Origin of the sequence: Bacillus daqingensis, assembly GCF_042654445.1 — a bacterium.
In the GTDB taxonomy this organism is placed as follows: domain Bacteria; phylum Bacillota; class Bacilli; order Bacillales; family Salisediminibacteriaceae; genus Alkalicoccus; species Alkalicoccus luteus.
Genome location: NZ_JBHSGK010000013.1, coordinates 295880 through 318273, shown reverse-complemented (window position 1 = coordinate 318273; position 22394 = coordinate 295880). Strand labels below are relative to the sequence as shown.

Annotated in this window: 21 protein-coding genes and 1 tRNA gene; 21 read left to right on the top strand and 1 reads right to left on the bottom strand. The window is 51.6% G+C overall.

Features of this window, described 5'->3' with window-relative positions:
* Positions 1-16: 16 nt before the first annotated feature.
* From sdhA to ACFO4L_RS12770, 18 genes are all read left to right on the top strand, one after another.
* The gene (gene sdhA / locus ACFO4L_RS12855) at positions 17-1789 is read left to right on the top strand and encodes a succinate dehydrogenase flavoprotein subunit (protein ID WP_377910078.1); all 1773 of its coding nucleotides are present in this window, start codon (positions 17-19) and stop codon (positions 1787-1789) included.
* Positions 1786-2562: a succinate dehydrogenase iron-sulfur subunit gene (gene sdhB / locus ACFO4L_RS12850; RefSeq protein WP_377910077.1), complete on the top strand. Its 777-nt coding sequence runs from the start codon at positions 1786-1788 to the stop codon at positions 2560-2562. Before sdhA ends, sdhB begins: the two co-directional genes overlap by 4 nt.
* 127 nt (positions 2563-2689) lie before the next feature.
* Positions 2690-3130 carry an acyl-CoA thioesterase gene (locus tag ACFO4L_RS12845; protein ID WP_377910076.1) on the top strand — a complete coding sequence of 147 codons (441 nt, stop codon included), beginning with the start codon at positions 2690-2692 and terminating at the stop codon, positions 3128-3130.
* Between the two features lie 60 nt (positions 3131-3190).
* A complete protein-coding gene (locus tag ACFO4L_RS12840) occupies positions 3191-4060 on the top strand; it encodes a PRD domain-containing protein (RefSeq protein ID WP_377910075.1) in 870 nt (289 codons plus the stop codon).
* A gap of 171 nt (positions 4061-4231) precedes the next feature.
* On the top strand, positions 4232-4495 hold the full coding sequence (locus ACFO4L_RS12835) for a phosphocarrier protein HPr (RefSeq protein WP_377910074.1): 264 nt from the start codon (positions 4232-4234) through the stop codon (positions 4493-4495).
* Positions 4495-6216, top strand: coding sequence for a phosphoenolpyruvate--protein phosphotransferase (gene ptsP, locus ACFO4L_RS12830; RefSeq protein ID WP_377910073.1), 1722 nt, complete (start codon positions 4495-4497; stop codon positions 6214-6216). Before ACFO4L_RS12835 ends, ptsP begins: the two co-directional genes overlap by 1 nt.
* A 402-nt stretch (positions 6217-6618) precedes the next feature.
* The gene (locus tag ACFO4L_RS12825; protein ID WP_168005015.1) at positions 6619-7098 is read left to right on the top strand and encodes a MarR family winged helix-turn-helix transcriptional regulator; all 480 of its coding nucleotides are present in this window, start codon (positions 6619-6621) and stop codon (positions 7096-7098) included.
* Between the two features lie 21 nt (positions 7099-7119).
* Positions 7120-7962 carry a glutamate racemase gene (gene racE / locus ACFO4L_RS12820; RefSeq protein ID WP_377910072.1) on the top strand — a complete coding sequence of 281 codons (843 nt, stop codon included), beginning with the start codon at positions 7120-7122 and terminating at the stop codon, positions 7960-7962.
* 205 nt (positions 7963-8167) lie between these two features.
* Positions 8168-8932, top strand: coding sequence for a ribonuclease PH (rph, locus tag ACFO4L_RS12815; protein ID WP_377910071.1), 765 nt, complete (start codon positions 8168-8170; stop codon positions 8930-8932).
* Positions 8925-9524 (top strand): XTP/dITP diphosphatase, encoded by a 600-nt coding sequence (locus tag ACFO4L_RS12810; protein ID WP_377910070.1) that lies wholly within the window; start codon positions 8925-8927, stop codon positions 9522-9524. The genes rph and ACFO4L_RS12810 overlap by 8 nt, the downstream gene beginning before the upstream one ends.
* Positions 9521-10036 carry a metallophosphoesterase family protein gene (locus ACFO4L_RS12805; protein ID WP_377910069.1) on the top strand — a complete coding sequence of 172 codons (516 nt, stop codon included), beginning with the start codon at positions 9521-9523 and terminating at the stop codon, positions 10034-10036. The genes ACFO4L_RS12810 and ACFO4L_RS12805 overlap by 4 nt, the downstream gene beginning before the upstream one ends.
* 80 nt (positions 10037-10116) lie before the next feature.
* A tRNA-Arg gene (locus ACFO4L_RS12800) sits at positions 10117-10193 on the top strand.
* Between the two features lie 318 nt (positions 10194-10511).
* Positions 10512-11534: a tetratricopeptide repeat protein gene (locus tag ACFO4L_RS12795; protein ID WP_377910068.1), complete on the top strand. Its 1023-nt coding sequence runs from the start codon at positions 10512-10514 to the stop codon at positions 11532-11534.
* A gap of 108 nt (positions 11535-11642) precedes the next feature.
* Positions 11643-12965, top strand: a complete 1323-nt coding sequence (tig, locus tag ACFO4L_RS12790) for a trigger factor (protein ID WP_377910067.1) — start codon at positions 11643-11645, stop codon at positions 12963-12965.
* A 317-nt stretch (positions 12966-13282) separates the two neighbouring features.
* Positions 13283-14548: an ATP-dependent protease ATP-binding subunit ClpX gene (clpX, locus tag ACFO4L_RS12785; protein ID WP_377910066.1), complete on the top strand. Its 1266-nt coding sequence runs from the start codon at positions 13283-13285 to the stop codon at positions 14546-14548.
* Positions 14549-14724: 176 nt separating this feature from the next.
* On the top strand, positions 14725-17052 hold the full coding sequence (gene lon, locus ACFO4L_RS12780; RefSeq protein ID WP_377910065.1) for an endopeptidase La: 2328 nt from the start codon (positions 14725-14727) through the stop codon (positions 17050-17052).
* Positions 17049-17639, top strand: a complete 591-nt coding sequence (gene yihA / locus ACFO4L_RS12775) for a ribosome biogenesis GTP-binding protein YihA/YsxC (RefSeq protein ID WP_377910064.1) — start codon at positions 17049-17051, stop codon at positions 17637-17639. The genes lon and yihA overlap by 4 nt, the downstream gene beginning before the upstream one ends.
* A gap of 17 nt (positions 17640-17656) precedes the next feature.
* Positions 17657-18394: an amino acid ABC transporter ATP-binding protein gene (locus tag ACFO4L_RS12770; RefSeq protein ID WP_377910063.1), complete on the top strand. Its 738-nt coding sequence runs from the start codon at positions 17657-17659 to the stop codon at positions 18392-18394.
* Between the two features lie 81 nt (positions 18395-18475).
* Here ACFO4L_RS12770 and ACFO4L_RS12765 read toward each other — a convergent pair whose 3' ends face one another.
* Positions 18476-18961 (bottom strand): LiaF transmembrane domain-containing protein, encoded by a 486-nt coding sequence (locus tag ACFO4L_RS12765; protein WP_377910062.1) that lies wholly within the window; start codon positions 18959-18961, stop codon positions 18476-18478.
* A gap of 198 nt (positions 18962-19159) precedes the next feature.
* Between ACFO4L_RS12765 and hemA the strand changes: the two genes are divergently transcribed.
* From hemA to hemC, 3 genes are all read left to right on the top strand, one after another.
* The gene (gene hemA / locus ACFO4L_RS12760; RefSeq protein WP_377910061.1) at positions 19160-20554 is read left to right on the top strand and encodes a glutamyl-tRNA reductase; all 1395 of its coding nucleotides are present in this window, start codon (positions 19160-19162) and stop codon (positions 20552-20554) included.
* Complete coding sequence (gene ccsA / locus ACFO4L_RS12755; RefSeq protein WP_377910060.1) at positions 20551-21363, top strand: cytochrome c biogenesis protein CcsA; 813 nt, start codon at positions 20551-20553, stop codon at positions 21361-21363. Before hemA ends, ccsA begins: the two co-directional genes overlap by 4 nt.
* Before the next feature lie 94 nt (positions 21364-21457).
* Complete coding sequence (gene hemC, locus ACFO4L_RS12750; RefSeq protein WP_377910059.1) at positions 21458-22393, top strand: hydroxymethylbilane synthase; 936 nt, start codon at positions 21458-21460, stop codon at positions 22391-22393.
* The last annotated feature ends 1 nt before the right edge of the window (position 22394 follow it).

The following is a 22394-nucleotide window of genomic DNA, read 5'->3' as shown; positions in this document are numbered from 1 at the left end:
GAAGGAGTGACCAACTATGAGTAAAGGCGATATTATCGTTGTCGGCGGCGGTCTGGCCGGATTAATGGCAACGATTAAAGCGGCCGAAAAAGGCAAGCACGTTAAATTATTTTCGATTGTTCCGGTAAAGCGTTCCCACTCCGTATGTGCCCAGGGCGGTATTAACGGCGCTCTCAATACAATGGGGGAAGGGGATTCAACGTGGGAGCATTTCGATGATTCCGTATACGGCGGGGACTTCCTTGCCAACCAGCCGCCTGTAAAGGCAATGGCTGATGCAGCACCTGGTATTATTCATCTTTTAGACCGGATGGGCGTTATGTTCAACCGGACGCCGGAGGGACTTCTGTCTCTGCGCCGCTTCGGCGGAACGCAGCATCACCGCACCGCTTATGCAGGGGCCACTACCGGTCAGCAGCTCTTATACGCTCTCGACGAGCAGGTGCGCCGTCATGAAGCGAACGGGCTCGTGACAAAGTACGAAGGCTGGGAATTCCTGCACGCTGTACTGGACGACGAAGGAGCTTGCCGCGGCATAACCGCCCAGAACCTGAACTCGTCTGAGATCGAATCCTTCCGCGCTGATGCTGTTATTATGGCAACAGGCGGACCTGGTATCGTGTTTGGCAAGTCAACGAACTCAATGATCAACACAGGCTATGCGGCTGCAGCTGTTTACGAGCAGGGCGTTTACTATGCCAACGGAGAATTTATTCAAATTCACCCGACAGCCATTCCCGGCGACGACAAGCTTCGCCTCATGAGTGAGTCGGCGCGCGGAGAAGGCGGACGCGTCTGGACGTATGATGAAGACGGCAAGCCTTGGTACTTCCTCGAGGAGAAATATCCGGCATACGGTAACCTCGTTCCGCGTGACATTGCGACGCGTGAAATATTCCACGTCTGCGTGGACTTGAAGCGCGGCATCAACGGTGAAAACATGGTCTATCTTGACCTGTCTCATAAAGATCCGAAAGAGCTTGACATTAAGCTTGGCGGCATCATGGAAATTTACGAAAAGTTCATGGGGGATGACCCTCGTAAAGTACCGATGAAGATTTTCCCGGCGGTTCACTACTCTATGGGCGGTCTTTGGGTCGACTATGACCAGATGACGAATATTCCAGGCCTGTTTGCTGCTGGAGAAGTGGACTATTCCATTCACGGCGCCAACCGTCTCGGAGCGAACTCGCTTCTCTCCTCCATTTACGGGGGGATGGTAGCAGGTCCGAACGCAGCCAAGTATATTGAGGAACTGGAAACGTCCGCTGAGGATCTTCCGGACTCGGTTTATGAGCATCAAGTGAATGAAGATAAAGCCTTCTTCGATCAGATTCTGAACATGAAGGGCGACGAGAACGCATTCGCGATTCACCAGGAGCTCGGCCAGCTCATGACAGAAAATGTAACGGTAGTTCGTGAAAACAAAAAGCTCAAGGAAACAGATGAGAAAATTCAGGAGCTGTTAAAGCGATTTGACAATATCAATTTGGCTGACACAGCAAAGTGGACAAATCAGAGTGCCATGTTTGTCCGCCAGCTGAAATCGATGCTGAACCTGGCACGAGTGATTACGATCGGTGCCTACAACCGTAACGAGAGCCGCGGCGCTCACTACAAGCCGGAATTCCCGGAACGTAATGATGAAGACTGGCTCAAGACAACGAAAGCGAAGTATAATCCGGATACGAAAGATCCGGAGTTTGAATATGAAGAAGTCGACACTTCGCTGATAAAGCCGCGTAAGCGCGACTATACTTCTAAGAAGAAAGCCGGTGAAAAAGTATGAGCACAGAAACAGCCTCAAAAACAATTGAGCTGATCATCGTCCGGCAGGAAGACCCGGATAGCAAACCGTTCGAAGAAAAATTTTCGATTCCTTACCGTTCGAATATGAACGTGATCTCTGCGCTGATGGAAATCCGCCGCAACCCGGTGAACGCAGATGGCGAAGACACGACTCCAGTTGCCTGGGATGCCAGCTGTCTGGAAGAGGTGTGCGGTGCTTGTTCGATGGTTATCAACGGCAAGCCGCGCCAGTCCTGCACGGCGCTGATCGATAAGCTCGAGCAGCCGATCCGTTTAGAGCCGATGAGCACGTTCCCGGTTATGCGTGACCTCACGGTAGACCGCTCCCGCATGTTTGATTCGCTCAAGCGTGTAAAAGCATGGGTGCCGATCGACGGAACGTACGATCTCGGTCCTGGACCGCGTATGCCGGAAGCGAAGCGCCAGTGGGCGTACGAGCTTTCCAAATGTATGTCCTGCGGCGTCTGTCTCCAGGCATGCCCGAACGTAAACGACAAGTCCGAGTTTATCGGACCGGCAGCACTGTCCCAGGTTCGTCTCTTTAACGCGCATCCGACTGGTGCCATGCACAAGGCAGAGCGTCTGCAGACGATTATGGACGGGGACGGCGGCCTTGCGCAGTGCGGAAACTCGCAGAACTGCGTGGAATCCTGCCCGAAGGAAATCCCGCTGACGACGTCTATTGCGGCGCTGAACCGCGCGACGACGCTGCAATCGTTTAAGAACTTCTTTGGATCAGACAACACGGCATGATCGTTTAAAAGGTGCAACCGGCTTTCCGGCTCTGCACCTTCTTTTCCATTCAATAATGAATGATCGTTCATTTTGAACGCTGTTTCGTATTTTTACAAAAAGGGTCTATTAAAAGGAGGAAGGTTTAATGGGAAAGCCAGCGTACATAGAGGATGAAAAACAATGGGCAGAGGAATTTACGTTTTTTGACGAGATCAGCGTGCGTTTTTCGGAAACCGATGCGTTCGGTCACGTGAATAATACGGTTGCGTTTATTTATTTTGAACAAGCCCGCATCCGCTTTTTCCAGCACGGCGGATTAATGGACGAATGGGTAAACGGACCGTATATGATTGTCACCGGCGACCTGCAGTGCGATTATATCCGTCAGATTACATTCGGCGAAACGCTCCGCGTTGGCGTGAAAGCAGCAAAAATCGGGCGCACGTCCGTCGATATTCATTATATGGTATTGAACGAAAAAGACGAGCTCTGTATGACAGGGCGCGGTCGTATTGTGCAGGTAGATAAGACGACTGGCAAGCCTGCCGCCTGGGAGAACCATCTGCTGGAGAAAATGGAAGTATAACCTGCTTGCACAGGCCCACTCCACTCGTTATGATAGTACAAGATGGTAGGAGGGTCCGGTATGAATCAGGAATTTACGGTACTGAAGGCACTGAACAATAATGTGGTCATCTGCCAGGCAGAAGAAGGCCGGGAAGCGATTTTCATCGGCAGAGGTATCGGCTTTGGAAAAAAGCGCGGCGACCTTTTCAATGAAACATCGTATGACAAAGCATATGCCCTCGTCACGGAATCCGAGCGGGAGCAGTACGACCGCCTGTTTGACCGGGAGCCCGAAGATACGATGCTTGTCATCCACGAGGCGATCGGCATGATTCAAAAAGCGATCGGAAAGCGACTGCATGACAGAACGCTGTTTGCCCTTACGCAGCACATCATCCTCGCGCTTCAGCGGACGCGGGATGATACGGAAATTCAGAATCCGTTTCTAACGGAGACGAAATGGCTGTATCATGACACATACAGAATTGCCGAAGAAGTAGTCCGCTATATAGAAGCCGAAACGGGCGTGCTGCTGCCGGAAGCGGAAATCGGCTTCATTACGCTTCACATCCAAAGCGCGTTCGGCTACGTGGAGCGGTCGGCCCCGGATATCATTACGCGGTGCGTTCATTACGCAGAAGAAAAAAGTGCCACGAATTTTGATCGTGAATCACCTGCATTCCGGCGCCTGATCCAGCACCTGCGCCAACTGATTGATCTGCCGCCGCAGCATCCGGAGCAAAAAGTGGATCGGGAGATGTATTTGTTGTTGAAAAAGTCCCATCCTGTGTGCTATGATATTTCCCGAAACGTCATCCGCATGATGGAGAAAGCATCTGGCATGGAAGCCTCTAAGCGCGACCTTGTCCAGACGGTGCTCACCTTTATGAGCGCAATAGAATCAGGCGAAAAGGTATTACGTGTAACTGATCCGATCAGGCATGAGTAATCCGCTTAATTGCTGTCTATCCGGACAGCAGCGGGCTGCTCATGCCTTTTTTGCGTCTTCTGCTTGCACGTAAGCGTGTTCATTTGTATGATTAGTAGCATATGAGCATTAGGCTTTCCCATAAGCGGGTAATAGACTATGAGTTTAAAACTTTTGAAGGAGTGTTCAATCATGGCAGAAAAAACGTATACGATTACAGCAGAAACAGGAATTCACGCTCGTCCGGCAACACAGCTGGTTAACAAAGCAGGACAGTTTGAATCAGAAATCACGCTCGACTACAAAGGCAAGTCTGTTAACCTGAAGTCCATCATGGGTGTTATGTCCCTCGGTGTCGGCCAGGGAGCGGAAGTAACGATTAAGGCAGAAGGTCCGGACGAAGAAGAAGCGCTCAGCTCTCTTGATGACGTCATGAAGCAGGGGCTTTCCGAATAATGAGCACTTCCCTTACCGGTATTGCAGCCTCGGCAGGGATCGCCATTGCGAAAGCGTTCCGCTACGAAGAACCGGACCTGACTGTTGAGAAAAAGAGCGGCGTAGACGTAAAGGCAGAAATTCAGGCCTTCGATGCAGCGCTGGAAAAGTCTCGCGCTGAGCTTGAAGAAATTAAAGAAAAAACACGCCGGGACATGGGGGATGAGCACGCTGAGATTTTCTCTGCACACCTGCTCGTTCTCCGGGACCCGGAGTTTGTTGATGCAGTCAGACAAAAGGTGCAGGACGATCAAGTGAATGCTTCCTTTGCCCTCGATGAAAAAGCAAATGAATTTATCATGATTTTCGAGAGCATGGATAACGAGTACATGAAAGAACGTGCGGCAGACATCCGCGACGTATCCAAACGTGTACTGGCACATCTACTTGGAAAGCCAATTGTATCACTTGCTGAAATCAACGAAGAGGTTATCGTAGTTGGTGAGGACCTCACTCCGTCTGACACCGCACAGCTGAATAAAGAGTTTGTCAAAGGCTTCGCCACTAACATTGGCGGACGCACGTCTCACTCTGCAATCATGGCCCGCTCGCTGGAAATTCCAGCAGTCGTCGGCACGAAGACGGTGACACATGATACCGGACAGCACCAGTACATCATCGTTGACGGGAACGACGGTACGGTCATCATTGATCCGTCCGAAGACGAGCTGGCAGATTATCGCAGCCGCCAGGAGGCGTTTGAACAGCAGAAAGCCGAATGGGCCAAGCTGAAAAACGAGCCTTCCGTTTCCAAAGACGGGACGCACGTGGAGCTTGTCGCGAATATCGGGACGCCGAATGATCTTGAAGGCGTGCACAACAACGGCGCAGAAGGTGTTGGTCTTTACCGGACCGAGTTTCTGTATATGGGCCGCAGCGAGCTGCCGACAGAGGACGAACAGTTTGACGCCTATAAGCAGGTCGTCGAGTCACTTGACGGCAAACCGGTCGTCATCCGCACGTTGGATATCGGCGGGGACAAGGAACTTCCATACCTTGACCTTCCGGAGGAAATGAATCCGTTTCTCGGCTTCCGAGCGATCCGCCTCTGTCTGGAGATGACGGACATGTTCCGCACCCAGCTGCGGGCGCTGCTTCGTGCCGGCGCATATGGAAACTTGAAAATCATGTTCCCGATGATCGCAACGCTTGAGGAGTTCCGTGAAGCAAAAGCGCTCCTTGAAGAGGAGCAGCAGAAGCTGGAAGCGGAAGGTGTTCAGACAGGGACGGATATCGAAGTCGGCATCATGGTGGAAATTCCATCGACTGCCGTTATGGCGCCTCAGTTTGCCAAAGAGGTTGACTTTTTCAGTATCGGAACAAACGATCTGATTCAGTATACGATGGCTGCAGACCGGATGAATGAACGGGTTTCCTACCTGTATCAGCCGTATAATCCGGCCATTTTAGGGCTTGTAAAGTCCGTGATTGATGCGTCCCATGCAGAAGGAAAATGGACTGGCATGTGCGGGGAAATGGCAGGAGATCCAATTGCGGTTCCGCTTCTGTTCGGTCTCGGCCTCGACGAATTCAGCATGAGCGCTACGTCCGTGCTGCCTGCACGCAGCCAGCTTCTTAAAATGACGAAGCAGGAAGCAGCAGACACAGCAGCCGAAGCGCTGAAGCTTTCCACAGCAGATGAAGTACAACAGCTTGTGGAATCCCGTTTTCCAATGGCATAAAACAGCAGTTTTTGATATACGTGATGGAGGAGCCGGCGATCTTTCGCCGGCTCCTTCTCTTTGTTTACAACAACATTCTGCTTATATGCGAAATGCTGTATCGGAAAGTCCAATCGGTATTTGCCGGCTTGTGCCTGCAGGATGAAAGCGAAAGAACGTTTACCTGGATGAAAAAACACGTTACATCCATAGTATTTATCTACGGAGATTTGTTTGCTTATCGGAATTTGCGGCGGTCGTGCAACTTTTGTGCACGGCTGTCGACCAATAGGAAGAGAGAGCCCTGCTTCTTTTTTTACAAAGACGGAATGTTTTTCTTTCGACTCTCTTGATATTTCCAGTCAAAGTGTGGACAATGAGTACTATACAGATGGCGGCTGCGTCAAAGAAAGGGAGAGGGTCATGACCAACAAACAGGAAGCGGTACCCGTTGAATTGGAGCAGGTAGCAAAAATAGAGAAATCGCTGCGGATGATTGCAGATATTGTGAAGCAGAAGGGGCGGGAGATTTTAAGCGATTTTCCGATTACACCCCCACAGTTTATTGCCTTGCAGTGGCTGCACGAATTTGGCGATATGACGATCGGCGAGCTTTCTACAAAAATGTACCTTGCCTGCAGCACAACGACGGACTTAATTGATCGCATGGAAAAAAACGAGCTTGTGGAACGCGTGAAGGACACAAACGATCGCCGTGTTGTGCGCATTCACCTTTTGGATAAAGGAAAGACGATTATCCAGGAAGTTATTCAGCAGCGTCAGGTTTACCTGCAGGACGTACTGGAAGGCTTTTCGCAGGAAAACGTCGATTTTCTGGATCAAAGCTTGAACTACCTGTATGAGGAAATGAAGAAAGATGCAGAAACGTGGAAGTCATTTTAACGTAGGAAGAAGGCAGACAGTGTGAAGCATCAGCAGCAGACGGAGCAGCCCATCGGCGTAATTGATTCCGGAGTAGGCGGACTAACGGTCGCTTCCGAAATTATGCGGCAGCTGCCAAAGGAAAAAATCATATACATGGGTGATACGAAACGGTGTCCATATGGTCCAAGGCCGGAAGAAGAAGTGCGCCAATACACATGGGAAATGATCGACTATCTTCGATCCAAGTCAATGAAGATGCTTGTCATTGCCTGCAATACGGCGACAGCGGTTGTATTGGATGAAGCAAGAGAGGCGCTCGACATACCAGTGATCGGCGTCATTCATCCAGGTGCCGTGGCGGCGCTGAAGGCGACAAAGCGCCAGCACGTAGGCGTGATCGGCACAGAAGGCACGATCTACAGCGGTGCCTATCATAAAGAACTGACGGACATTAACAACAGCGTCCGGGTTGTGAGTCTGGCGTGTCCGCCGCTCGTTCCGCTTGTGGAATCAGGCGTGCTGGACGGAAAAACGGCTGAAGAAACCGTTCGGCATACGCTGGAGCCGATGCTTGCTTATGACATTGACAGTCTCATTCTCGGCTGCACCCACTACCCGCTGCTCGCGCCGGTCATACGCCGGGTAGTCGGAGACGGGGTGGAAGTGATTTCGTCGGGGGACGAAACGGCAAGGGAAGTTAGCTCGCTGCTTTATCACCAGCATATGCAGTACAGCGGGGACCGAGAGCCCGAGCACTGCTTTTATACGTCAGGCGAGGCAGGGGCATTTGCGGCGATTGCTGATGAATGGCTCGGCCGGAAGCTCCCGGTCCGCTCGGTGGACTTGGAGAAATCCGGACAGGGATTGAGCTCGTTTCGCTGAGAAAATCTGATCATGAATGCAAGCCGGTCTGACGAATGTGCAGGCCGGCTTTTCGACTTAGTGCCCCGCACCGGAGTTTTTTCAGCCTCACAGACGTGCTGGAACAGCCGTCAGAATAGTGCGAATCAGCCGCGGGGTTTGAAATCGGGCCGGCAACCGATTATGATGAAAGTGGGTAACGATACATGAAAAGGAGCGTGACAGCATGAGAGCAGATGAGCGCAGGCCGGATCAAATACGGCACGTAGAGCTCATTCCGGACTATATTAAACATCCGGAGGGATCCGTCCTCGTCTCGTTCGGCGACACGAAAGTGATTTGTTCGGCGAGCGTGGAAGACAGGGTTCCTCCTTTTCTGAGAGGAAAAGGACAGGGCTGGATTACAGCAGAATACGCCATGCTTCCGCGGGCGACATCGCAGCGGAACATACGGGAATCATCGAAAGGGAAGGTAGCAGGACGCACGATGGAGATTCAGCGTCTGATCGGCCGGGCTCTGCGTTCGGTCGTAGACCTGACGAAGATTGGCGAACGGACGATCTGGGTGGACTGCGACGTCATTCAGGCTGACGGCGGAACACGAACAGCTGCCGTAACAGGAGCCTTCGCCGCCGTGGCGCTGGCAGTCAGCCGGATGCTCGAAAAGGAAAAGATTAAGGAAAATCCGCTAACTGGCTATCTTGCTGCAGTATCGGTCGGAAAGACGGCAGATGGAAGCAAATTGCTCGACCTCGATTTTAAAGAAGATTCCGCAGCAGACGTCGATATGAACGTCGTCATGAAGAGCGGAGGACGTCTCGTCGAAGTGCAGGGGACCGGAGAAGAGGCAACCTTTTCCCGAGCAGAGCTGAACGATATGCTCGACCTTGCGGAAGCCGGAATTGAAGAGCTTTTTGAGCTGCAAAAAGAGGTGCTTGGAGAGTTTGGAGAAGAGCTCGCACAGCTTCAAGGAGAAACAGCCAATGCGTGAGATTTTCATTGCCTCCAATAATAAGGGAAAGATAAAGGAGTTTGCGGATTTTTTCCGCGAATATGATGCTGACGTAAAATCACTGGCAGACCTGCCGGAAGCGATTGATGTGGTTGAAGACGGCGACACGTTTGAAGCGAATGCTGTAAAAAAAGCAGAAGAAATCGGCCGCCGTTTCAATCGCGCGGTCCTTGCAGATGATTCCGGCCTGGAAGTGGATTCGTTGAACGGCGCACCTGGTATTTATTCTGCACGCTATGCAGGTGAAGCGAAGAGCGACGAGGCGAACAACGCCAAGCTCCTGCGCGAATTGGATGGTGCTGCAGACCGCCGCGCCCGTTTCGTCTGCGTGCTGGCCTTGTACCGGCCCGGCCGGGAAACCGTTACAGTGCGTGGAACGGCGGAAGGCGAAATTGGAACGGAGCTGCACGGAGAAGGCGGATTCGGCTACGACCCGCTCTTTTACGTGCCGGGGGAAAAACGTTTTATGGCAGAACTCTCTCGGGAAGAGAAAAACAGGATCAGCCATCGCGCCGATGCTGTCCGGAAGCTGCGGGAATATTTGCAGCAAGAAGGAGGGAACCTTCTGTGAAGGTATTAATCATGAGTGACAGCCACGGCTGGACGAGTGAAGTGGCGGAAGTAGTAGAACGACACCGCGGTGAAGTTGAGGGCGTCATTCACTGCGGAGACTCTGAACTTGAAGCGGACGCTGAAGAGCTGAAAGGCACAGCAGTCGTCCGCGGGAACTGTGACATGCACAGCGGATTTCCGGAGGAAGTCACGGAGGATATGGCCGGACTCCGCTTTTTCGCAGCGCACGGCCATCTGCTGAACGTAAAAACGACTGAGATGAATTTGCTGTACAAAGCAGAGGAGCAGGCTGCCGACATCGTCTGTTTCGGTCACACCCACGTTCCGGCTGCCGTTCAGGAAAAAGGAACGATCCTGATTAATCCAGGCAGCATGCGGCTGCCAAGGCAGTATCCGGACGGCACTTACGTGCTCCTCGAAAACGGCGGTGCCCAAGTGACCGTTACGTTTATGACCATGGACGGGGAGCCGGTAGACGAGCTCTCGAAAACTTTCACGTTAAGAGGTTGACACCAAGGAAGGAATTGTTTTATATTTAATATTGTCGCTGAAGCGGCAGGCAATTCCTTCCGCCTTTTACATACTAGATTGTCCCAGTAGCTCAGCTGGATAGAGCAACAGCCTTCTAAGCTGTCGGTCGCAGGTTCGAATCCTGCCTGGGACGCCATATCGCAATGACTCAAACCCTTGCTATGCAAGGGTTTTTCTGTTTTTTTATAGGTGGGTTGACTCCATCCAGCATATCCAGAGCCAGCTCCTCATCCGTTCAGCTTCAAACAGCAGCAGCGCGCTGGATGGCCGTAAACGTTCCGTAAAGCTCCGCTTCTCCGCCTGTAAAGTACCGGATTAACGGGAAGCCGGGAAACGGTTTACATCTGCGCTGTGACGGGAATAAAAAGGTTTGACAGCAGAATTGAGTTTCATGAATACTCCTGCTACACTGATACTAAAGAATCATATACGTCTTGTTTAAGGAGGTGAACCAATGACCAAAGAAGAAAACCGAGACAACGTGGTGCTGTTCCCGGGGCTGATCTCCAGACTGGTCGAACGAGGTATGCAGGCTTTGAAAGAAAAACGGTATTACGATGCCCTTTCCTGCTTTCAGCAGACGACCGACTTGGAGCCGAACCATCCTCAGGCCAGGTACGGCATGGTGATCACCAACATAGAACTGAACAGAATGGAACAGGCTGAATCGCACTGCCGGTCTATGCTCGATGAAGGCGTCGGCGATTATTACGAAATCCTGCAGGTTTACATATCGATTCTCGTCCAGCTGGGCGACTATGAGGAAGTCGTACATATGCTTGAATCCGTGATGGAGGAAGACAGGCTTCCTTCCGATAAAGCAGAGCATTTTTATCAGCTGCTTTCGTTTGCACGGCAAATGACGGAAACCCCTATACATAAAAGTCAGGATGCAGAGTTTGAACTGCCGCGCGGAGAGCTCGTCGAACAGCTGGAAAAAGGCACCGTCGATCAGCAGCTCGGGGCGATCCAGCAGCTGAGCAAGTACGACGTTCAAGCAGTGAAGGAAACATACAGCCAGTTTTTAGCCGACCCGCAGCAAAATCCGGTATTGAAAAGCTATATTTTGCAGCTGTTAAAAGAGCTCGACTGCACGGATACGTTTGAGGTGTACAAATTCGGCGAGACGTATGAAGTGGATATCAACAGGTTGGAAGCGGTGTTTCATGAGCAATTCGGCAAAGCGGTGTTCAAAGAGCTTGAGCAGGAGTTGGACCAGGAAAACCCGTCGATGCTCGACATGATCGGGCAGATGTGGTGGCACTTTCTCTTCGCCCTGTACCCTAAATCTCCGCGTCCAATTGATGCACCGGTTTGGGCCGCGGCACTGCATGCAACGGCGAGGAGAATGTTCGGAGAAGATCCGGGTGACGTGACGGCGCTTTACGGTGCTGAAGAAGCAGATGTGAAACAGGCAGAAGAGCTGCTGCGGGAGCTGGAATCGATTGTGCTTCCAAGTGAAGAGGGACCTACATAAAGAATGAACGCTACCCGTTGAAATGAAATTGTGCTGTGTTATAATTGAATGGTTGTCAACAAGGAAAAAAGAATGAATTGAACAAACATGTTGGAGGGAATAGATCCTATGGCAGTTAATTGGGAAAAACAAGAAGGAAACACCGGCGTACTGACGGTGGAGGTAGACAGCAAGCGAGTGAACGAAGCGCTTGATCAGGCATTCAAAAAAGTTGTGAAGTCGGTTAACGTACCGGGCTTCCGTAAAGGAAAAGTACCGCGTCCGATTTTTGAACAGCGCTTTGGCGTTGAAGCTCTGTATCAGGATGCGCTGGATATTCTGCTACCACAGGCTTATTCAGAAGCTGTAGAGGAAGCAGGCATCGATCCAGTTGCACAGCCGGATATCGACATCGAAGAGATGGCGAAAAACGAGCCGCTTACGTTCAAGGCAACGGTTACAGTAAAGCCGGAAGTAACGCTCGGCGAGTACAAAGGTCTTGAAGTCGAAGCACCGGCTACAGACGTAACAGATGAAGAAGTAGACGATGATATTAAGCGTCTGCAGAGTGAAAATGCGGAGCTCGCCGTTATTGAAGACGGTGAAGTGCAGGACGGCGACACAGTTGTGATGGACTTTAAAGGATTCGTTGACGGAGAGGCATTCGAAGGCGGCGAAGCGGAAAACCATACGCTTGAAATCGGATCCGGTCAGTTTATCCCAGGCTTTGAAGAAAAGCTTGTCGGTGCAAAATCCGGTGAAGAAACGTCCGTCGAAGTAGAATTTCCGGAAGAGTACCACGCAGAAGAGCTCGCTGGTAAGCCGGCTGTCTTTGAAGTGAAGGTTCACGACATCAAGCGTAAAGAGCTTCCGGAGCTGGACGACGAATTTGCGAAAGACGTAGACGAGTCGTACGAGTCGTTTGACGACATGAAGAAGGCAGTTCGTGAGCGTCTTGAAAACGAGAAGCAGCAGCAGGCAGATATGACGATCAAGGATCAGCTTGTTGAAAAGGCGTCCGAAAACGCAGAGATCGACATTCCGGAAGCAATGGTCGATACAGAAGTAGACCGCATGCTTCAGGAGTTCGGACAGCGTCTCCAGTCTCAGGGAATGTCCCTTGACATGTACTATCAGTTCGCTCAGACGGACGAAGAAGGCATGAAGGAGCAGTTCAAAGAAGATGCTCAAAAGCGTGTACGCATGAACCTGACGCTTGAGGCAGTAGCAGCAGCGGAAAACCTCGAAGCCTCTGAGGAAGATATTGAGCAGGAGCTCGAGAAGATGGCTGAAATGTATCAGCGACCAGTTGATGAAATCAAGCAGCTGCTTGAGATGCAGGGCGGAACAGATATGCTGAAAGGTGATCTGCAGGTTCGCAAAGCGATTGAATTTCTTGAGGAAAACAGCAAGAAAGTAGCGCCGAAAGAAGACGCTGAAACGAACGAATAAATTGATACCGGTCAGAATTTATCTGACCGCCTCGGGTGTCCCGGATCATGCTGCCGGGACACCTCTTTCTACATATTTGACATACTGCCTGCGCCTCCCGTATTCTTGTTAGGAAGTGCGGCAGCAAACCGCTTCTAATAGGAAGCGCAAACATAATGTGATACACTATGATTGTATATAAGAAGGACGGTTCGGGGTTCACTCCTCCTTTCGTTCTGCCGCAAGCAGTTTACCAGACCGGGACTTACTCGGCAGCCGGATGTTTTGTGTTCAAGCCGGACATATGATTCAATACTCTTTAAGAGGGGTGAAAGCGGATGTTTAAATTTAATGAAGAAAAGGGACAGCTCAAGTGTTCATTTTGCGGCAAGACGCAGGACCAGGTGCGCAAGCTTGTAGCCGGTCCGGGTGTGTATATATGCGATGAGTGCATCGAGCTGTGTACGGAGATTGTGGAAGAGGAGCTTGGCTCTGATGAAGAAGTAGAGCTTGAAGATATTCCGAAACCGCAGGAGATCCGCAGCATTTTAAACGAATACGTCATCGGACAGGATCAGGCGAAGAAAACGCTCTCTGTTGCGGTGTACAACCATTATAAGCGAATTAATGCAAGTGGCCGGAACGACGAGGTGGAGCTTGCGAAAAGTAACATCTGTCTGATTGGACCGACAGGAAGCGGTAAGACGCTTCTTGCTCAGACGCTTGCCCGTATTTTGAACGTTCCGTTTGCTATTGCAGATGCGACGTCGCTTACGGAAGCCGGTTACGTTGGGGAGGATGTGGAAAACATTCTTCTGAAGCTGATTCAGGCTGCCGATTACGACGTTGAAAAAGCAGAGCGCGGCATTATTTATATCGATGAGATCGATAAAGTTGCGCGAAAATCAGAGAACCCGTCCATCACGCGTGATGTTTCCGGTGAAGGGGTACAGCAGGCCCTTCTTAAAATTCTGGAAGGGACAACAGCAAGCGTTCCTCCGCAGGGCGGACGAAAGCATCCGCACCAGGAGTTTATTCAGATTGATACGACGAACGTGCTGTTCATTATCGGCGGAGCGTTTGACGGCATCGACCAGATCATCAAGCGCCGTCTCGGTAAAAAGGTGATCGGATTCGGATCTGAAAACGAAACGTCCCAGCTGGAGGAGCATCAGTATCTGTCCAAGATTCTGCCGGAAGACCTTCTCCGCTACGGGCTGATTCCGGAATTTATCGGCCGTATGCCGGTCATTGCATCTCTGGAATACCTGGATGAAGAGGCTCTCGTGGAAATTCTGACCGCACCGAAAAATGCTCTTGTCAAGCAGTACAAGAAGCTGCTCGAACTCGATGATGTCGAGCTTGAGTTTACGGATGAAGCGTTGAAGGAAGTTGCCCGCCTCGCGATTGAGCGAAAGACTGGTGCACGGGGTCTCCGTTCCATCATTGAATCGCTCATGCTGGACGTCATGTATGATCTCCCGTCCCGTGAGGATATTGTCAAGTGTGTCATTACAGGCGAAACGGTGCGCGACAATAAAGCTCCAACCCTCATTGATGAGGATGGAAGTGAAATTCAGCGCGAACCGAAAGAGAGTGCTTAATTAACCAGACGGAACCTGGTGTGCAGCTCCGGCGTGCAGCGGTACCGGGAATCTTGATTCCCGGCAGCGGCGCCGGACTGGACACTTTTTTTATGTGCAGGTTTCCCGACTAAGCCAGAAAGGGAACAGATACATACGCTTTCAAATCGTAAGCGATTCAACGGAGGTGCGAGACTATGTCAGAACGAATTAAACAGCTTCCGCTCCTGCCGCTCAGAGGGGTGCTCGTCTATCCGACAATGGTGCTGCATCTGGACGTCGGCCGTAAAAAATCGGTCAGCGCGCTGGAGCAGGCGATGGTAGAGGAGAACGAGATATTTCTGCTGACGCAGAAGGAAGTCGCTACAGAAGAGCCTTCTGTATCGGATTTATATACAATCGGAACGTGTGCACACGTCAAGCAGATGCTGAAGCTGCCTAACGGGACGATCCGGGTGCTCGTAGAAGGGCTGCAGCGCGGCAAAGTACTGTCGGTCAACGAAAAAGACGAGTATACGACGGTGGACATGGAACCGATCGAAGAACGTCAGGAAGCTAATGTCGAAGAACAGGCGCTCATGCGCAACGTGCTGGATGAGTTTGAACAGTATACCCAGCTGTCGAAAAAGATCTCCCAGGAAACGTTTGCGTCGGTTGCCGACATCATTGAGCCTGGACGTCTTGCGGACATCGTGGCGTCCCACCTGCCTCTGAAGGTCGTTCAGAAACAGGAAGTGCTCGAAACGCTGACGCTGGAAGAGCGGTTGAAGCTGATTCTCCGCATTTTATCCAACGAGCGGGAAGTGCTCGGACTGGAGAAGAAAATTGGCCAGCGCGTGAAAAAATCAATGGAGCGCACGCAAAAAGAATACTACCTGCGCGAACAGATGAAAGCGATCCAAAAAGAGCTGGGAGACCGGGAAGGCAAAGAGGATGAAACGGAAGAACTGCGTGATAAAATTTACGCTGCAGGGATGCCCGATCAAATTGAAGAGAAGGCACTCAAAGAGCTGAAGCGCTACGAAAAAATGCCTCCGAACGCAGCTGAGAGCTCTGTCATTCGGAACTACATTGAATGGCTCACGCAGATACCCTGGTCGGAGGAGACAGAGGACCTGCTCGACATTCACCGGTCAGAGGCTGTACTGAATGAAGATCATTACGGCCTGGAAAAGGTGAAAGAGCGGGTGCTCGAATACCTGGCTGTTCAGCAGCTGACGAAAAAGCTGAAGGGGCCGATTCTCTGTCTGTCCGGACCTCCAGGTGTCGGTAAAACGTCACTCGCCCGTTCCATCGCCCGCTCGCTCGACCGGCACTTTGTCCGCATGTCACTCGGCGGAGTACGGGATGAAGCGGAAATCCGCGGCCATCGTCGAACGTACGTCGGATCCATGCCGGGCCGTATTATTCAGGGCATGAAAAAAGCCGGTACGGTCAATCCGGTCTTTCTGCTCGATGAAATTGATAAGATGGCAAGTGATTTCCGCGGAGACCCGTCATCGGCGCTGCTTGAGGTGTTGGATCCTGAGCAGAATAATACGTTCAGCGACCACTTTATCGAGGAACCGTATGATCTTTCCAAGGTGCTGTTTGTCACGACAGCGAATAACATCGGAGCGATCCCGCCGCCGCTTCGCGACCGAATGGAAATCATTCATATTTCCGGATATACCGAAGTCGAAAAGCTGGAGATTGCCAAAGGATACCTGCTGCCGAAGCAGATTGGCGAGCACGGTCTGACGAAGAGCAGTCTGCAGGTGCGGGATGAAGCAGTGCTTTCGATTATCCGTCATTACACGCGTGAAGCCGGCGTGCGTAACTTGGAGCGGGAACTGGCTACCGTCTGCCGAAAAGCAGCGAAAATGATCGTAGCCGGTGAAAAGAAGCGGGTCGTTGTCACCGACAAAACGCTGGAAACGATGCTCGGCAAGCGCCGCTTCCGCTACGGAAAGGCAGAGCTTGAAAATCAGATCGGTGCCGCTACCGGCCTTGCCTATACGGCTGCCGGCGGTGACACGCTCACGATTGAAGTGGCTCTGACACCGGGAGACGGAAAGCTTACGCTTACCGGGAAGCTCGGCGATGTCATGAAGGAATCGGCTCAGGCTGCTTTCAGCTACATCCGCACGAAAGCATCCGAGCTGAACATTGATCCGGAGTTTAACCGGAAAAACGACATTCACGTTCACGTACCGGAAGGCGCGATTCCAAAGGACGGCCCGTCAGCCGGGATTACGATGGCGACGGCGCTTATTTCCGCTCTTACCGGTCGACCGGTCCGCAAGGAAGTCGGTATGACCGGGGAGATTACGCTGCGCGGACGCGTGCTGCCGATCGGCGGACTGAAGGAAAAGGCGATGAGCGCCCACCGTGCCGGCCTTACGCATATCGTCATGCCGAAAGACAATGAAAAAGATTTAGAAGATATACCGGAAAGCGTCCGGGAGGATTTAACCTTCATTTCTGTGTCTCATCTCGATGAGGTGCTGGAGCAGGCGCTCGTTCCCGAAAAGGAGAAATCATGAAAGTAACACAAGCCGAACTGACCATCAGTGCCGCAAAGCCTGACCAGTTCCCTAAAAACCCAGCCCCGGAGATCGCACTCTCCGGGCGTTCCAATGTCGGCAAGTCCTCGCTTATTAATACGCTGCTCGCTCGAAAGGGGCTTGCGCGAACGTCCCAGCGCCCTGGTAAAACGCAGACGCTGAATTACTACTGGATCAACGACCGGTTTCATTTCGTTGACGTCCCGGGCTACGGCTACGCTAAAGTGTCCAAAAAAGAACGGGAAGCATGGGGCCGCGTTATGGAAACGTATTTTCAGGAGCGCGAGCAGCTTAAGGCTGTCGTACAGCTGATTGATGCCCGTCATGAGCCTACAGAAGACGATATCATGATGTACGACTGGCTGAAGTATCATGAACTGCCGGTAATTGTGATCGGAACGAAGGCAGATAAAGTACCGAAAAACAAATGGGATACCCATAAAAAGAAGATCAGGGAAGCGCTTGAACTGGAAGAGGAGGATCCGCTGCTTCTGTTCTCGTCTGAAACAGGATACGGTAAAGACAAAGCTTGGAGCCATATTCAGCGGGCGCTGTTCGACAGCTGAGCAAGGAGCTGAAACACATGATTCGTGTGGAAAACCTGAAGAAATCATTTGATGGAAAAGACGTGCTGCAGGATATCAGCTTTACAGTGGACGAGGGCGAGGTCGTTTGTGTGATCGGGGCGAGCGGCTCCGGCAAAAGCACGATGCTGCGCTGCTTGAACTACTTAGAGCAGAAAGACAGCGGCACGATTGAAATCAGCGGCTCTCTCATTGAAGGAAGGCGCGCCGAGACAGAGCTTCGTCAAAAGGTGGGCATGGTATTTCAGCATTTCCATCTCTTCCCGCATAAAACGGTGCTGGAAAACGTCATAGAAGCCCCGGTGCACGTTCTAGGGAGAAAGAAGCATGAAGCGGCAGCTGAAGCAATGGATCTGCTGGAAAAAGTCGGCATGAAGGAAAAAGCGGATGACTATCCGGCATCGCTTTCCGGCGGACAGCAGCAGCGGGCTGCGATCGCCAGAGCACTGGCGATGAAGCCTGACGTGATGCTGTTTGATGAGCCGACGTCAGCGCTTGATCCGGAGCTTGTCGGTGAGGTGCTGGAGACGATGAAGCAGCTCGCAGCAGAAGGGATGACGATGATGATCGTCACGCACGAAATGAACTTCGCGCGGGAAGTCTCCGACCGCACGATGCTGCTCCACGAAGGCCGCATCGTAGAAGACCGCCCCTCCAAAGAGCTGTTCAGCACGCCGCAAGAAGAAGCAACAAAATCATTTCTGCACCGCGTGCTCGGAAGGGAAGCCGCCGAGTAAGCAGCTGCAAACAGGCAGGTCCCCGACGGAATGGGGGACCTGCCTGTTTCATAAATTGACGAATACTATGTAAAAACAGGTTTAGCGGCGCCGAAAAAAGAGGAAATAAACGCCAAGGAGTATAAACAGCACCGGCCAGTAGGCAAGGAGCCCTCCCAGGTGGTCCTGGACTGCCGGCATCAGTCTGGCAGAGAAAACAGCGGCTGCAGTAACGGTAAGCAGAATCAAGCCGGTACCCAGTCCGTCGCGCCGTCCGAACGCGTATTTCAAAAGGAAGGCAGTGCCGATTACAAGCGTAAAATAGGGCCACTCATAGCCCCACAGGCCGAGCGTATGTACACCGTGGAACAGGATGCCGAGTCCGGCTAGTACGCTGCCGGAGAAAAGACGCTGATCGTCCCGGTTTGAAAATCCCTGCCACATGAGTACGAGGCCGATGCCAAGCAGAATACTCTGCCACGTCAGCAGCAGCTCTACATAAGGGATGGACCATCCCAGCTCGTCGACTAAAAAATAGAGCCCAATTACCAGCAGGATCAGTCCCGGCAGTGCGTAATTTGCTTTCACTTTCCACGTCCCCCAGTCATGTATCCGCTCGTCACAATTTCTTCAAATGTATCGGTTTCTTCCAGTGACGAAGCCAGATTAAAAATGTTATAATGTAGAACGAATGAAGTAAGAGCGGGACGAATGTGTAACATTGTCACGTTCCGTATGATCGTGTAAAATAGATAACGGTTGAAATCAGGGGGGTGTACCCGCAGCATGCATATTTTAGTAACCAGTTTGAATTATAAATCAACTCCGGTTGAAATTCGAGAGAAATTTACCTTTACCGGGGATCTTTCACCTGCACTGAAAACGCTGCGGCAGTCTAAGAGTATTCTGGAAAGTGTCATCGTTTCCACGTGCAACCGGACCGAGCTGTATGTAGTAGCAGATCAGCTCCATACCGGACGCTATTATACAAAATTATTTTTACAGGAATGGTTTGAAGTGCCGAAAGAGGACTTCAGTCACTACCTGCAGGTACGTGAAGACGAGCACGCAATTGAACACTTGTTCCGTGTGGCATGCGGACTGGACTCTATGGTACTCGGAGAAACGCAGATTCTCGGTCAGGTGCGCCAGAGCTTTGATCAGGCGCGTGAACTCGGCACGACCGGTACGATTTTTAATCATCTGTTCCGCCAGGCTGTCACGCTGGCAAAACGCGGCCAGTCTGAAACCGCCATCAATGAAAATGCCGTCTCCGTCAGCTATGCAGCGGTGGAGCTTGGACGTAAGATTTTTGGCGGATTTGACAATAAAAAAGTGCTCGTCATGGGTGCCGGTAAGATGAGTGAACTGACGGCCAAGCACCTGTCATCAAGCGGTGTAACGGACATCACGGTGATGAACCGTACGAGGGAAAAAGCACAGGAGCTTGCGGACCGGTTTTTCGGCCGGGCAGAGGGAATGGATTCCCTCTATGAATCGCTTGCAGAGTCTGACATTCTGATCAGCTCAACCGGTGCAACGGATTATGTCGTCCGTCAGGAAGAAGTGAAAAAGCTTCTGAAAAAGCGCCGCGGACGTCCGCTTTTCCTTGTCGACATTGCGGTGCCGCGTGACCTCGATCCGGCACTTGCAGAGCTTGATAACGTTTATTTATATGACATCGATGATTTGCAGGGAATCGTGAATGCGAATCTGGCAGAGCGTAAAAAGGAAGCAGAAAAAATTGAGCTGATGATCGAAGAAGAGCTCGTGGCGTTCAGCCAGTGGCTCGACACGCTCGGTGTTGTTCCCGTTATTTCTGCGCTGCGCCAAAAAGCGTCTGTCGTACAGGAACAGACGATGGAAAGCCTGGAGCGAAAGCTTTCCAGCCTGTCTGAGCGGGAAAAGAAAGTGATCCGCAAGCATATGAAAAGCATCGTCAATCAACTGCTCCGCGATCCGGTAACGGCTCTGAAAGAAATTCCGGACGAAGAGGACCCGGAAAAGCTGCTTGAATATATGACAAAAGTGTTTGGGCTCGAAGAGGAAATCCGCGACAGCGGCTCTCCGCTCACTCATGATATACAGATCAATAAAGCAGAACGGGAGTGGAGTATTGAACAACGGCGCTCCAGGATGGAAGCAGCAATACAGGAGCCAGCACGGACGTATCTTTCATGAGTCTCCTATACGTGCTGATTCTGGCGCTGTACTCGATCAGCATCCTCGGCTATTTTATTGATTTCATGCAGAACAACCAGAAAGTCAATCGATTGGCTTTCTGGTTGCTTTCTATTGTTTGGGTGCTGCTCGGCCTTTTGTTTGCCTGGCGATTTATGATGTTTGACCGCCTTCCGCTCATGACTGCTTTTGAGGGGATGTTTGTCTACGCGTGGATGCTCGTCAGTATCTCCCTCGTGCTGAACCGGTTTGTACGCATGAACGTGCTGATGCTGCTGTTGAATACGATTGGCTTTATTATGCTTGCCTTCAGCATGGCTGCACCGGATGCCGGGGTGTCTGAAGAACTGAACCGGGTGCTGATCACCGAATTTCTCGTCGTCCACGTCATCCTTCTGCTGCTGTCCTACGCAGCATTTACCATCTCATTTGCGTTCTCCTTGATCTACTTAATCCAGCACCGCTTTTTAAAGCAGAAAAAATGGCTGAAATGGATGCAGAAATTTGGATCGCTTTCCACATTGGAGCGGAATTCGTATGCGTCAGCGCTCATTGGCGTTCCGCTGCTTCTTACCGGACTGATTCTCGGCATTATTTGGGCATCAATCACCGTGGGAGGTGTGCCATGGGCCGACTGGAAGGTGCTGACGTCCTTTCTTGTGCTTGGAGCCTACGCCGTCTACCTGATCCAATATCAGCTGTTTAAGCGGCGCGGCTATAACATTGCACTGTACAACACAGCAGCGTTCCTGCTTTTATTAATCAACTACTTTTTGTCGGGGGCACTCTCCGATTTTCATATCTGGTAAAATGCCGCTCTTCATCCTGATGAAGGAAGCGGAGTCCGGCCGCTGCATGTTACAATAAGTGCGGACCGGAACATGCCGAAGGAGGATTTTGTTAATGCGTAAAATTGTAATCGGATCACGCCGGAGCAACCTGGCGATGACGCAGACACGTTGGGTGATCGACCAGCTTGAGAAACTCGGGCTTCCATATGAGTTCGAAATAAAGGAAATTGTAACGAAAGGTGACCAAATCCTTGATGTGACGCTTTCCAAAGTAGGCGGAAAAGGGCTTTTCGTGAAAGAAATTGAGCAGGCCATGTACGATAAGGAAATCGATATGGCGGTGCATTCCATGAAGGACCTTCCGTCAGAGATTTCACCAGGATTGACTGTCGGTGCCGTTCCGGAGCGGGAAGATCCCCGGGACGCGTTCATTTCGAACAGCGGTGCGAAGCTGATGGATCTGCCTGCAGGGGCTGTCGTCGGAACGAGCAGCCTGCGCCGCGGTGCGATGGTGCTCATGCAGCGTCCGGACCTGACGATACACTGGATCCGCGGGAACATTGAGACACGGCTGCGAAAGTGCCGCGAGGAAGGATTCGATGCGATTATTTTAGCAGCAGCCGGCCTGAAGCGTGTCGGCTGGGATGAATCAATTGTTTCGGAATTCCTTGCTCCTGAAGTGAGCATCCCTGCAGTTGGACAAGGTGCACTCGGAATAGAGTGCCGGGAAGATGATAGCGATCTGCTGGAGCTGCTCGCAAAAATCAATGATCCGGTTACAGCACGGACGACTGCTGCAGAGAGGGCGTTTTTAAATAAGGTGGAAGGAAGCTGCCAAGTGCCGATTGCCGGTTACGCCGAGTTGACAGAAGACAACCAGGTATCCCTGACGGCGCTCGTTTCGTCTCCGGATGGAAAAGAAGTCTTTAAAGAACACATCGTCGGAGACGATCCGGTTGCGATTGGACATCACGTAGCTGAAAAAATGCTGTCAGAAGGTGCGAAGGAAGTCCTGGACCGCGTGAAGGCAGAGCTGGACGGACAGTAGC

Coding starts and splice junctions, on each gene's coding strand:
- yihA (WP_377910064.1), top strand. CDS start 17,049: ATGAAAGTAACACAAGCCGAACTGACCATCAGTGCCGCAAAGCCTGAC.
- ptsP (WP_377910073.1), top strand. CDS start 4,495: ATGAGCACTTCCCTTACCGGTATTGCAGCCTCGGCAGGGATCGCCATT.
- clpX (WP_377910066.1), top strand. CDS start 13,283: ATGTTTAAATTTAATGAAGAAAAGGGACAGCTCAAGTGTTCATTTTGC.
- tig (WP_377910067.1), top strand. CDS start 11,643: ATGGCAGTTAATTGGGAAAAACAAGAAGGAAACACCGGCGTACTGACG.
- lon (WP_377910065.1), top strand. CDS start 14,725: ATGTCAGAACGAATTAAACAGCTTCCGCTCCTGCCGCTCAGAGGGGTG.
- ACFO4L_RS12840 (WP_377910075.1), top strand. CDS start 3,191: ATGAATCAGGAATTTACGGTACTGAAGGCACTGAACAATAATGTGGTC.
- ACFO4L_RS12845 (WP_377910076.1), top strand. CDS start 2,690: ATGGGAAAGCCAGCGTACATAGAGGATGAAAAACAATGGGCAGAGGAA.
- ACFO4L_RS12795 (WP_377910068.1), top strand. CDS start 10,512: ATGACCAAAGAAGAAAACCGAGACAACGTGGTGCTGTTCCCGGGGCTG.
- ACFO4L_RS12810 (WP_377910070.1), top strand. CDS start 8,925: ATGCGTGAGATTTTCATTGCCTCCAATAATAAGGGAAAGATAAAGGAG.
- hemC (WP_377910059.1), top strand. CDS start 21,458: ATGCGTAAAATTGTAATCGGATCACGCCGGAGCAACCTGGCGATGACG.
- ACFO4L_RS12770 (WP_377910063.1), top strand. CDS start 17,657: ATGATTCGTGTGGAAAACCTGAAGAAATCATTTGATGGAAAAGACGTG.
- sdhA (WP_377910078.1), top strand. CDS start 17: ATGAGTAAAGGCGATATTATCGTTGTCGGCGGCGGTCTGGCCGGATTA.
- hemA (WP_377910061.1), top strand. CDS start 19,160: ATGCATATTTTAGTAACCAGTTTGAATTATAAATCAACTCCGGTTGAA.
- rph (WP_377910071.1), top strand. CDS start 8,168: ATGAGAGCAGATGAGCGCAGGCCGGATCAAATACGGCACGTAGAGCTC.
- ACFO4L_RS12825 (WP_168005015.1), top strand. CDS start 6,619: ATGACCAACAAACAGGAAGCGGTACCCGTTGAATTGGAGCAGGTAGCA.
- ccsA (WP_377910060.1), top strand. CDS start 20,551: ATGAGTCTCCTATACGTGCTGATTCTGGCGCTGTACTCGATCAGCATC.
- ACFO4L_RS12835 (WP_377910074.1), top strand. CDS start 4,232: ATGGCAGAAAAAACGTATACGATTACAGCAGAAACAGGAATTCACGCT.
- sdhB (WP_377910077.1), top strand. CDS start 1,786: ATGAGCACAGAAACAGCCTCAAAAACAATTGAGCTGATCATCGTCCGG.